This window comes from Clostridium sp. BL-8, from assembly GCF_002006495.1.
Lineage (GTDB): Bacteria > Bacillota > Clostridia > Clostridiales > Clostridiaceae > Clostridium.
In genome coordinates this window covers 17,274-29,569 of record NZ_LZZL01000074.1, presented here as the reverse complement: position 1 = coordinate 29,569, position 12,296 = coordinate 17,274, and the positions used below count along the sequence as shown (strand labels likewise).

General features: G+C 29.4%; 9 protein-coding genes. All 9 read left to right on the top strand.

Translation table 11 applies throughout. From position 1 onward, the window contains the following. Nucleotides 1-169 precede the first annotated feature (169 nt). The 9 genes from CLOBL_RS20965 (at nucleotide 170) to CLOBL_RS20920 (ending at nucleotide 11,844) form a co-directional block, all read left to right on the top strand. On the top strand, nucleotides 170-2,755 hold the full coding sequence (locus CLOBL_RS20965; protein ID WP_242953892.1) for an MBL fold metallo-hydrolase: 2,586 nt from the start codon (nucleotides 170-172) through the stop codon (nucleotides 2,753-2,755). Nucleotides 2,756-2,809: 54 nt separating this feature from the next. Next, nucleotides 2,810-3,724 (top strand): AEC family transporter, encoded by a 915-nt coding sequence (locus CLOBL_RS20960; RefSeq protein WP_077860804.1) that lies wholly within the window; start codon nucleotides 2,810-2,812, stop codon nucleotides 3,722-3,724. 546 nt (nucleotides 3,725-4,270) lie between these two features. Continuing rightward, nucleotides 4,271-5,533, top strand: a complete 1,263-nt coding sequence (locus CLOBL_RS20950) for an ATP-binding protein (protein WP_077860803.1) — start codon at nucleotides 4,271-4,273, stop codon at nucleotides 5,531-5,533. A gap of 83 nt (nucleotides 5,534-5,616) precedes the next feature. Next, nucleotides 5,617-6,504, top strand: a complete 888-nt coding sequence (locus tag CLOBL_RS20945; protein WP_077860802.1) for a response regulator — start codon at nucleotides 5,617-5,619, stop codon at nucleotides 6,502-6,504. A gap of 345 nt (nucleotides 6,505-6,849) precedes the next feature. Beyond that, complete coding sequence (locus CLOBL_RS20940; RefSeq protein WP_077860801.1) at nucleotides 6,850-7,572, top strand: amino acid ABC transporter ATP-binding protein; 723 nt, start codon at nucleotides 6,850-6,852, stop codon at nucleotides 7,570-7,572. Nucleotides 7,573-7,598: 26 nt separating this feature from the next. Continuing rightward, nucleotides 7,599-8,426 carry a transporter substrate-binding domain-containing protein gene (locus CLOBL_RS20935; protein WP_077860800.1) on the top strand — a complete coding sequence of 276 codons (828 nt, stop codon included), beginning with the start codon at nucleotides 7,599-7,601 and terminating at the stop codon, nucleotides 8,424-8,426. Next, entirely contained in the window at nucleotides 8,426-9,154 is a 729-nt protein-coding gene (locus CLOBL_RS20930) for an amino acid ABC transporter permease (protein ID WP_077860799.1), read from the top strand. The genes CLOBL_RS20935 and CLOBL_RS20930 overlap by 1 nt, the downstream gene beginning before the upstream one ends. 2 nt (nucleotides 9,155-9,156) lie before the next feature. After that, nucleotides 9,157-9,789 (top strand): amino acid ABC transporter permease, encoded by a 633-nt coding sequence (locus CLOBL_RS20925; protein WP_077860798.1) that lies wholly within the window; start codon nucleotides 9,157-9,159, stop codon nucleotides 9,787-9,789. A gap of 339 nt (nucleotides 9,790-10,128) precedes the next feature. Next, nucleotides 10,129-11,844: a methyl-accepting chemotaxis protein gene (locus CLOBL_RS20920; protein WP_077860797.1), complete on the top strand. Its 1,716-nt coding sequence runs from the start codon at nucleotides 10,129-10,131 to the stop codon at nucleotides 11,842-11,844. Nucleotides 11,845-12,296 lie beyond the last annotated feature (452 nt).

Here is a 12,296-nt window from a genome sequence, read left to right as displayed (position 1 = left end):
ATAACAAGTCCACTTGCAAGGCTATTTTGGACTCGTTATTTATTTTCATGTGCCTAATAAATTGATCTCATGAAAATAATTAGAAATATTTTAGGAAATGCGGTAAAATAATTAATATTATTAGTAAATTATATAGTATACAATCACATTGTTTGAAAAGGATATAAAATTGAAATGTAAGGAGTGGAGTTATATTAATATAAATTTTTTAGGTGGAGCCTTAGAAGTTGGAGGAAGTTCTATTTTAGTTAAAATTAATAATAAAAATATTTTACTTGATGCAGGAATAAGACAAAGTGCAAGTAAGGATAGTGTTCCTAATTTTAGAGCAATACAAAATTATGGAGGTTTAGATGCGATAATTATAAGCCATGCACATTTAGATCATATTGGATGTCTTCCTATTATAAGCAAAGAATATCCAGAAGCTAAAATATATATGAATAATATGACTAAAGATCTGGTAAGAGTTTTATTATATGACAGTTTGAAAATTATGAATAATAGAGATGCTGAAATTCCTTTATATGCAGAAGGTGATGTAGTAAGTACTTTAAACAGGATTTTTACAATAAATTATGAAGTGAAATTTCCTATATTTGAAGATATTCATATAACTTTCTATAATGCAGGTCATATAGCAGGGGCGAGTTGTGTTTATATTCAAAGTAAGGAAGGTGCTTTATTTTATTCGGGTGATTTTTCAGTGTTTTCTCAGAGAACCGTTGAAGGTACAAAGCTACCAAAGTTACGACCAGATGTGGCAATTTTAGAATCTACTTACGGAGATAAACTTCATTCTAATCGTGAAATTGAGGAGAAGGCTTTAATTGATATCGTAAATGAATGTTCAGAAAATAATGGGAAAATGATAATTCCAGCCTTTGCTTTAGGAAGAGCTCAGGAGGTTATATTAATATTAAAGGGTGCAATAAATAAAGGAAACTTAAGAAAAGTTAAGATATATGTAGACGGAATGGTACGGGACGTAAACAGGGTCTATAAAAATAATCCTCTATATCTTAGAAATTCTCTTGGGAAAAAAGTTTTACGAGGAGTGGAACCTTTTTATGATGAAAATATAATTGAAGTTAAACAGATGGATAATAGACAGGATATATTAGATCAAAAGGAACCTGTAGTTATTATATCAAGTTCAGGAATGCTTACTGGTGGACCAAGTACTTTTTATGCAGAAAAAATAGCGCCAATGGAAAATGGATATATTGTAATAACCGGATATCAAGATGAAGAAGCACCAGGAAGAAAAATCTTAGAACTTATGGAGACCGATGAAGAAAGTGATAGATATTTAAATATAAATGGACTTAATATTCCAGTTAAGTGCAAGGTTAAAAAAATAGGATTATCTGCTCATTCAGATAAAAATGAAATAAAGGGTGTTATAGAAAGAATATCTGCGAGAAATATAATTTTAGTTCATGGAAATGAAGAGGTGGTAAGGAGTCTTGGAAAGGAAATTTCAAATGAGTTCATAGGAAGAACCTTTACCCCTGGATGTGGGGAAGAAATAAATATTGATATCAGAAATCCCAGAAAACAATTAGAGAAAAGTTTTGTACATATTTTTAAGAGGAAAGATAAATTATGTGAAGAAAATGTTGGCGAATTGTGGAAATTTGTTCATGATAATTATGATAGCAGACTTTTTACTATTGAAGAACTAATGTACTTATGGAGTGGTAAAAAGAATTTTGGAATCAAAGAAAATTTAAAGGAAGATAATTTAGAGATTGATGATTCATTTGAATTTGAAAAAAATAATGAGTTTCAAAATTTTAAACAGATAATTATAAATAGCATATATTTTGAAAATGATTTAAAAAGAATGTTTTTATTCAAAGCATGTACAGAGGATGAAATAGAGAAAGCCTCAAAACCTAAAGGACTTACTGTGCAGAATTTGATAAATATTATAGAGGAAAAATTTAGAGGCTTCGAATATAAAAAAATTAGTGTTTTAGAAGAAAAAAGAGAAATTATATTAAATTTTGATTTTCCACAAGGAATTAGAGCTTCTATTAATGAAATTATGGAAGAATTTTATAATGAAACTGGCTGGAATATAAAATTAAATGAAAAAATTAATAATAATGCAGCTGATTTATTAATAAGGAAGTTGATCGATCCTAAAAAAATTAAAAAGATATCTTTCTATCCAGAAAAGTTTGTGGTTCGGGTATTTTTAAATGAAAAGTATATTGGAGATAACAAGAAAGGAGAAATATTTAAAGAAAAAACAGGCTGGGAACTTTTTCTTATTGACGAGGAAACTACTTTAAACAGTAACATAGAAGCAGATAAGTTGTTTTTTGAGGTAAAAGATATTGAGGAAGTGGAACAAAACATAGCTTTAAGCATGATTGATAAAGCATTTGAAGGAGAAGAAGTAAAACCTTATAAAAAAAGCATAAAGAATAATGGAAATAAAAAGTATATTGAACTTGTATTTATATCGCCTAAAATCGGACAGAAATTTGAGGAGAAATTAGGACACATTTCTAAGGAAACAGGCTGGAGTATTGCAATCTCTGATAAAGTAAATCAAAATGAATTATTTAATATTGCAAAACTCTTATGCGAAAAAAACAATATTATTCTAAAGAAAAATCCATCATATAATCCAGGAAAAATGACTGTCGTATTAAATGTTGTGAGCGGTGAAGAGGGATTTGAAAATGTTAAGTATGAGTTTGAAAAGACTACAGGCTGCCTGCTTTTAATGCAAAATTAGAAAGATGAAATTAATAATTGAGGGTGTAAATAAACTTGTGAGGCGGGGGAGGAAATGGAAGTCATTTCTACAATAGTTAGTCAAGTAAGCATAATGTATGTGTTAATGGCAATAGGTTTCATAGTATACAAGAAGAAAATAATTAATGAAGATGGAACTAAACAATTATCAAATTTGTTAGTATGGGTTGTCAATCCATTAATTTTATTAACACGTTATCAGATGGAATTTTCCATGATTAAATTAAAAGAACTAGGAATTTCTTTTATAGTTTCACTAGGAGCTATGCTGATTGGATTTATTATAGGAGAAGTTATATTTAAAAAGCAGCAAAATATAGAGAAGTTTGCAATTGGATTTGCTAATGCTGGATTTATTGGGATTCCACTAGTTACCAGTCTGATGGGTATAGAGAAGGTGTTTGATTTGTCAGCATATTTGGTTTGTTTTAATATTTTAAGCTATACCTATGGCATTTATATGGTATCAAGAAATAAAGATTTAATTACGGTAAAAAGTGTTTTGTTAAATCCAGGAATTATTGCCGTAGAATTTGGAATACTAATTTTTATTTCACCAATTAAATTACCAGATATGATTTATAATGCATTAAATTTGGTTGGAAATACAAATACACCAATTGCAATGATTTTACTTGGTACATATATAGCGAAATCCAAAATAATAACTTTATTTAATGATAAACGTGCTTATTTTGTTGCTTTTGTAAAGCTTATTTTAATTCCAATGGTTATACTTATAGTATTTAAATTTTTGCCATCATCTTTAGATGAAATAAAGAAAGTAGTATTGATAGCCATGTCAACTCCAGTAGGACTTACAATACCTATGTTTTCTCAAATGTATGGAGGTGATTACGAATATGGTGCAAAATTAGTTGGCTTAAGCACATTATTATCATTAGTTACAATACCATTGATTTTATATTTGGCTAATATAATTTGGTAAATACTAATCTAGTTAATATATAAACAATCAAGTGAGTTTTAAGGAAATTTAAAAATAAGAGAAACACTTATGATAATTATCACATCAGTTGCAGTACTAATTGTTAACATTAGGATTATATTAGTTTCAATTAAGAAAAACAATTTACTTTTAACTGTAATTGTTGGGGTAGTTTCAATTGCAGTTTTGAGGTTTATCATATAAGTTGATTATAATTGAGGCTTAAGTTATTTTATACTTGTTATGACTTATGTGTAAAATTAAGGATCAAATTATATAATGCTATTGACTTTAGTATAAGGAGATAGTTTATAATTAGATTGTAAGATGAATATATTTTTTGGCGAGGATGTCATAATTAGTTGACTTCCTCGCTATTTATTTTTTATAAAGCAAAATTAAAGAATTAAGCGCTAAAAAATTAGTTATATATAATTGTGAATTAAATCATGAGAAATTCCATGAATTTATATTAGATATTATTGTTAGCATTTAGAATTAAGTTTGAATATTTATTTTCATGCGCCTAAAAGAAAGAAGGGGATAATGGTGAGCAAAATTAGAGTAACGGCAAAAACAAAAATATGTTTGAAAAATACCATAGTATTTTCTGCTTTGATTAGCACCTTTGCACAAATATACATATATCCCTTTAATAGCAGATTTGTTTTAGGCATTGGTGTAATTGTAATTGGGCTTGTATTTTCTACTGTTGAAAATATATATCCGCTAGGAGTAGGAGTGATAGCAGGAATACTGACAGCATTTATGAGGAGTATTGGATCCTCCATATACTCCTATAACTATTCAGCAGAAGTAATAATGCAATTCATCCCGGCAGCTATTTTTTATATTTCTTATGGGATTTTAGATACATTGTTTCCATTATATAAAAAGAATAAATCTATACCATGTTTATATCTATCTTTAGTATGCTTTGATGTAATTGGAAACTTTATGGAGATAATTATTAGAAATATGATTTCATTAGAAACTATTAAGATTATAATAATAACAGCGCTTATACGTGCAGCGGTTCAATGTCTTGCTTTCTTAATATATAATTATCAAAAACTATATATTAAGAACGCAGAACATCAAAAACGTTATGCAGAATTAAACTTAATGGTTTCAAGGATATATGCTGAAACATTCTATTTGCAGAAGTCTACTAATGATTTAAATAATGTGATGAAGGAAGCTTATAATCTATACGAAATAACCAAAGGCACCTCTGAATTTTCAACTAAAGCATTAAAGGTAGCGCAAAACGCTCATGAAATTCGCAAAAATAATGATCGTGTGCTTAGAGGGATTAATCAATTAGTAGAAAATGTTGAGAAGACAGAATTCATGTCTATTTCAGAAATTTTTTCAATAATATCGGATAATACAAAAAGGCAGATAGAAAGTATTAACAAAAGCATTTATATTGAATTTAAACTTGAAAAAGATCATCATACTAAGAGATATTATGATATATTTGCCATTTTAAATAATTTAATTATTAATGCAATTGAAGCGTGTAAGGACAATAATGTAATTAAAGTGACTGGAGAAATATTAGAAAAAGATTTGCTGCTTATGGTTTCAGATGATGGAGCAGGTATTGAAAAAGAAGTATTACCATATATATTTAATGTTGGTTTTTCAACTAAGTTTAATAAGGATACTGGAGCTATGTCCACAGGGATAGGATTATGTCATGTGAAAAATCTTATAGAGGATTTGGAAGGAACTATAGAGGTGAAAAGTGATATTATGAGAGGAACAAAATTCATAGTTAGAATACCAACTTGCAATTTGTAAGTATAGACAAGCTATAAATAAGCCATGAAAATATATTAAGGAATACAATAGAGGGAATTTTTTTAAAATAAGGGGGCTATTTTATGGAAACAACATTTATAATTATCGATGATGATATAGCAATATGCAAAATTTTAGAGCAGACAATTATAAAAAATCAATTAGGAAGAGTGCTATCAATATTGACCACAGGTAAAGATGCAAAAGACATTGTTTTAAAGTTAAATCCTGATATTGTACTGATTGATTTGCTTTTACCAGAGGTGGATGGTATTGAAATTGTAAAAAATACAGTTAACAATGGTTATAATGGCAAGATTATAATGTTATCTCAGGTTGAAGAGGGTAAAATGATTTCAAATGCTTATAAGAGCGGAATACTTTTCTATCTAAATAAACCAATTAATATGATTGAAACTATAAGTGTAATAAATAATGTAAGAAAACAAGTTGAATTAGAGAAATCTATTTCTATGATAAAAAGTGTAATTTTCCCAGAGAGCGCTTTTTTAAATAAGGAAATAAAAAAAGGATTTGAATATTCTTCAGAAGAAAAACTGCTTAATATATTTTCAGATATAAATATTATAGGAGCAGCTGGAGTGGATGAGTTAAAGCTTGTAATATTGCATATAGTCTATAAAAAGAAGGTAAATCCCTCAAAGCCATATCAACTTAAAGAAATATATATGGAAGTTGCAAGAGAATTATATGGTGATGCATTAGCATCAATTAATTGTAAAGCAATGGAACAACGTATTAGGAGAACTATTACCAAAGCAATGACTTCAGTAGCAAGTTTAGGAGCAGATGATATAAATAATAGTATATACAAGGAATACGCAGCTTCTCTTTTTGAAAATAAACAGGTTAAACAGGAAATGAAGCATGTAAAGCATCCATCCTTTAGCCAGGGAAAAATAAATACAAAAAAGTTTATTGAAGGTATATTAGTTAAAATACTAAATTAAAACATACAGAAACTACAAAAAACTACAGAAAACACAAAATATGAAAATTCGTTGACTGTAATAAGTTTTAACTATATAATTTTACTCAAGATTTAGAATAAGCGACGGAGCTTTGGTATAACTACCAAGGCTCTTTTTTTATATAGATATTAAACATGTAAATTAGGCTTATGTGGTAACTTGGCGGAATAATATATATTTTTATTCCACAGGACTTATGAAATTTTCGCTGGAAAGTTCTAAATGTAAGCTTGTATCCATTTCTTGCTTATTTGATTATAATGAAAATTTAAGATTAACTGAGCATTTAAAGGAAATTTGTGAAAACTAAAGGGGGGGCAATAAATGATTAAATTAGAGAATCTAGTTAAGAACTTTGGAGAGGTTCATGTTCTAAAAGATGTCAATTTAACAGTTAATGAAGGGGAAAAATTAGTTGTTATAGGGCCAAGCGGATCAGGCAAATCAACTCTTATAAGGTGTATGAATTACTTAGAAGAACCTACTTCAGGAAAAGTAACCATAGATGAATATGACTTGAGCTTAAAGAAGAATTTAGCTAAGGTGAGACAGTCTACAGCAATGGTTTTTCAACAGTTTAATTTATATCCACATATGACAGTACTCGAAAATCTCACATTAGCACCGATAAAGCTTCAAAATATCAGTAAAAAGGATGCAGAAGAATCGGGAATGAAATATTTAGAAAGAGTAGGTTTAAAGGAAAAGGCAAATGCTTATCCAAGCCAACTATCAGGAGGGCAGCAGCAAAGAGTAGCGATTGCAAGAGCTCTTAATATGCATCCAAAAATAATGCTGTTTGATGAACCTACATCAGCGTTAGATCCAGAAATGATTCAAGAAGTATTAGATGTTTTGGTTGGATTGTCAAAGGAGAATATAACAATGGTTGTTGTAACTCATGAAATGGGCTTTGCAAAACAGGTTGCAGATAGAATTGTATTTATGGATGGAGGGCAAATAATAGAAGAAGGAGTTCCAGAGGAATTTTTCTCAAATCCTAAGAATGAACGGGCAAAAAGCTTTTTAAATAAAGTTATAAGATAAAGAATAAATGAATAGGGGGAAAAAATATGAAATTGAAAAAAATATTTTTAGCATTAGGATTAGGTATTTGTATTATGATGACAGGATGTGGTGGGGCACAATCAACATCAACAAGCAGTAATAGCTCAAGCACAGGAAGCTCTGAAGCAAAAGAGATACAAGCTATAAAAGATAGAGGCGTATTAAAAGTTGGAGTAAAAGTTGATGTACCTAAATATGGTTATAAAAATCCTCAAACTGGACAAGTAGAAGGTTTGGAAATTGATATATCAAAAGCAATAGCTAAAAAAATATTAGGTGATGAAAATAAGGTTGAATTCCAAGGAGTTACAGCTAAGACAAGAGGTCCGCTTCTTGATAATGGAGAAATAGATATGGTTGCAGCTACATTTACCATAACTGATGAAAGAAAGAAGAGCTATAACTTTTCTGATCCATATATAAAGGATGGAGTTGGATTACTTGTTAAGAAGAGTCTTGGTGCATCATCTCTTAAAGACTTAAATGGAAAGACAATTGGTGTTGCTCAAAGTTCAACAACTAAAGATGCACTACAAAAAGAAGCAGATAAACAAGGAATAACTCTTAAATTTTCAGAACTTGCTGGATATCCTGAACTTAAGGCTGCATTAGATTCAGGCAGAATTGATTGTTTTGCTGTTGATGCATCTATTTTAAATGGATACGTTGATGATTCAACAGTAATATTAGATGATAGATATGATCCTCAAGAATATGGTATTGCAAGTAAAAAGGACAATACTGAACTTGCTAAAGTTATAAATGAAGTAATAGATGACATGAAGAGTTCAGGAGAATTGGATAAATTGATTGCAAAGTGGGATATTAAATAATGAATGGACCTTTTTCTATATTTAAATGGGAGGCACTTTTAAAAGACATTAACATATTTTTTGAGGGATTTTTAACAACACTTGAAGTTTCTATATTAGGGCTTACTTTAGCCCTAATACTTGGAATCATTTTTGGAATATTTTCTACAAGTAAGATTAGGACTTTAAAGATAATAAGCAGAGTATACGTAGAAATAATTCAAAATACACCTCTTGTTATTCAAATATTCTTTTTGTTTAATGGACTGCCATATGTAAAAATTGTATTACCAGTGTTTTTGGTTGGAATACTTGGAGTAGGTGTATATCATGGAGCGTATATATCAGAGGTCGTAAGGACTGGTATTACATCTATACCAAAAGGACAGTTTGAAGCTGCAAAGTCTCAAGGTTTTTCGCATACTCAAACTATGAGGTATATAATATTGCCTCAAACAGTAAAGATAATAATACCACCACTTGCAAATCAAGTAGTAAATTTGATAAAAAATACTTCTGTACTTGCAATGATTGCAGGGGGAGATTTAATGTATACAGCAGATTCATGGTCAAGTTCGAATATGTATTATGGTCCTGCATATGTTGTGACTGGTGCTCTTTATTTTGTACTTTGTTATCCACTTGCAATGCTTTCAAGAAAGCTAGAATTAAGAGAAAAAAAGAAATCAGTAGTTAATACTCAAAATTCTATAGAAGATCAAGTTGTGGTAGCAGAAGGGGGGCTATAATAATGTCAACTGTATTTAATCATGCTAACATGATGTTCCTTTTACAAGGACTTAAACTGACTTTAGCTATAGCGCTTATATCAATAGCATTAAGTATGATCTTTGGGACAATCTTAGCAATACTCAGAAATTTTTCAAAAGGTATATTTGGTAGAATTGCAGCAATATATATAGAAATTTTTAGAAATACCCCAAACTTATTATGGATATTAGCTATAAGATTTTTAGTTCCAATAAAACCTATGTATTCAGGAATTCTGGCATTTACTTTGTTTACTTCTGCTGTTATGGCAGAAATATTCAGAGGAGGAATGAATTCTGTTAGCAGCGGGCAGTATGAGGCTGCTTACTCCCAAGGATTTTCAAAGATTCAAACATTGAGATATATTATATTGCCACAGAGTTTTAGGCGCTGCATTCCTACATTTTTATCACAGGCAGTTACAGTAATAAAAGACACGTCTTTCTTATGGGCGGTAGGTATTGAGGAATTTACGGGTAAAGGTATGATTCTTATGGGAAGTTTTGTATCATCTACTCAAATATTTTTATTATTTGGTACTATAGCTGGAACATACTTTATAATTAATTTTATTATATCCTATGGTGTTAGGACCATTAGAACTGAATACTAAAGCGCAACTAAATTTGTATGGAAGTAGAAGTCAAGTTATTATTTGTTTGGCTTCTATTTTATTTTTAAACAAATAATTGTAATAAAAAAATAATACATTTTTGAAAAAACAGATAAAACACTTACAGAAAATGTTTACAATTCAAGGTAAATACATATAATCAATCATTATGCATTTTATTAAAGTTTTGGCTAAAGTGTACGAATATATATGTGGGGAAAAATTAATTAATACTACTTATTATATATTTTATATATTGTGATATGCAAGTATTTGTTGATTATCAAATAATTACATATCTATAACTAAATTATAGTAACTCACGGAGGAGGAATGCATATGAAAATAAGTTCTAGAAAGTTGAGGAATGTAAAAATAACCCGGAATATAATTCTAATATGGTTTATATCATTAATTGCGACAGTGGCAATTGGTGGAGTAGGTTATTCCAATACTAACAAAATGTACAATATAACTAATAAAATAAATGGTGAGACAATTCCGAAGCTCAAGGATTGGGAAGATGTTAATGGTGACATGGGCGTTTTACGGAACACGTTAACAAAAATAATAGATCGAGATTTTGATGAAGCTAATGAGAAGACAATGCTGCAATTACACGACGATATAACTGCAATAATGGCTAGGGAAGTGGATGCATCAAAGGATGATAAAGCTGAAGCAGAATTAGTAGATAAAGCTAAAACTGCATTTGAACATTACTATTCATTTATTCCCAATATTATAGAACAAAGAAAGCAGGGGTTAACTCCAGATCCACAAATAACTAATGTAGATATGGGGCAGTATGGAAACGAATTAGCTAAAAATATTACTGATCTTGTAGATTATGAAAAAGGTATTGCTAACTCAAAAAACGATGAATCTAAAACTCTCTATACTAAGAATATGATAATATTTGAAATAATATTTGGATTATCACTTTTAATACTAACTGCCATATCATTAGTTGTAACCTTTGCTGTTAAGAATTTAATAAAAGAATTTACCGGCAAATTACAAACTTTATCAGAAGGTGATTTTACTATTGATATCGATACGAATTTAACCAATGAATTTGGTATTATGAATACGGCACTAGAGAAAACTATACTTTCCATAGCAGATATACTTAGAAACATTGAAATGGATTCTAGCGTTATATCTAAAGAAGCTAATTCACTTTCAACATTGTCAGAACAAATGAATAATTCAACAAAAGAAATATCAAATGCTATTGATGCTGTAGCACAAGGATCTTCTGATCAAGCATCAGAGCTTGCAACAATGAACAGCACATTAAATGCTTTTGGTATTACATTGGAAGATATAACAATAACTATAAATGGTGTTGATAAGAGTACAAATGATATAAGTGTTAAAGCTCAAAATAGTAATAAAGATTTAGGAAAGCTTATAACTTCCATAAGCGATATATCAAAGTCATTTAAGGAAGTAAGTACAAAAATATCTAATTTAACTAATAGTGTTAAGGCAATTACTGAAATTACTGATTTATTAAATGCTATTGCTGACCAGACAAATCTTCTGGCATTAAATGCAGCAATTGAAGCTGCAAGGGCAGGAGAAGCAGGGAAAGGATTTGCTGTTGTAGCTGATGAAATTAGAAAACTAGCTGAACAATCTAAGAATTCTTCAAATGATATTAATGAATTATTGGCATCAATACAAGATGAAACTAATGCAGTTACAAGAACTACAAGCGATGCAAATGATGAATTATCAAAGCAGGTCTCAGTAATAGACACGTCAATAAATTCATTTAAGGATATAATTAAATCAATAGAAGAGATTTTACCTAAGATAAGCGAAATTAACAGTTCAATTTTAGGAATAAATAATAGCAAAAATGAAATTATTTCTGTTGCAGAGAATACTTCAGTTGTCGCAGAAGAAAATTCAGCTTCGTCAGAAGAAATAGCAGCTACTACTCAAGATATGATCACTTCATCAAATCAAGTAGATGAAACTTCACAATTATTGAAAGAAAAGACGAATTCCATGATAAATCAAATAAAGAAATTTACTTTATAGATATAAAACTTTGAACTTAGAGTTATGTGGTAGCTTACCGAAATCACATACATTTTTATTCCAGCGGACTTATGAAATTTTCGCTAGAATGTTCTAAGTGGAAAGTTGTACCCATTTCTGCGTGTTCCTGAAACAAGTTCGTGACAAGCAATAAATGGAACAACCTCCCACTAAGAACCATCACAGCTCAATTTCAAATGCCGCTTTCATAAAAATGTATGTGATTTCTGGTATAGGTACACACAAAAGTTTAACTTAAATAGATAGTTATTCTGTATATAAGTTAAGTTCATAAAGTGTTTATCTATACATATCAAAATTATAAATTCGATTTGTACATTACCTAAGAACCAGGAATTAAAGAATTTATCTAAGTGTATAAATCCACTTTTTAACTTGGAAGTTTATATAGTTTCTTTAATTCATATGCAATTAAGTATAGCAAAATCAGA

Coding starts and splice junctions, on each gene's coding strand:
- CLOBL_RS20940 (WP_077860801.1), top strand. CDS start 6,850: ATGATTAAATTAGAGAATCTAGTTAAGAACTTTGGAGAGGTTCATGTT.
- CLOBL_RS20935 (WP_077860800.1), top strand. CDS start 7,599: ATGAAATTGAAAAAAATATTTTTAGCATTAGGATTAGGTATTTGTATT.
- CLOBL_RS20925 (WP_077860798.1), top strand. CDS start 9,157: ATGTCAACTGTATTTAATCATGCTAACATGATGTTCCTTTTACAAGGA.
- CLOBL_RS20960 (WP_077860804.1), top strand. CDS start 2,810: ATGGAAGTCATTTCTACAATAGTTAGTCAAGTAAGCATAATGTATGTG.
- CLOBL_RS20945 (WP_077860802.1), top strand. CDS start 5,617: ATGGAAACAACATTTATAATTATCGATGATGATATAGCAATATGCAAA.
- CLOBL_RS20950 (WP_077860803.1), top strand. CDS start 4,271: ATGGTGAGCAAAATTAGAGTAACGGCAAAAACAAAAATATGTTTGAAA.
- CLOBL_RS20930 (WP_077860799.1), top strand. CDS start 8,426: ATGAATGGACCTTTTTCTATATTTAAATGGGAGGCACTTTTAAAAGAC.
- CLOBL_RS20920 (WP_077860797.1), top strand. CDS start 10,129: ATGAAAATAAGTTCTAGAAAGTTGAGGAATGTAAAAATAACCCGGAAT.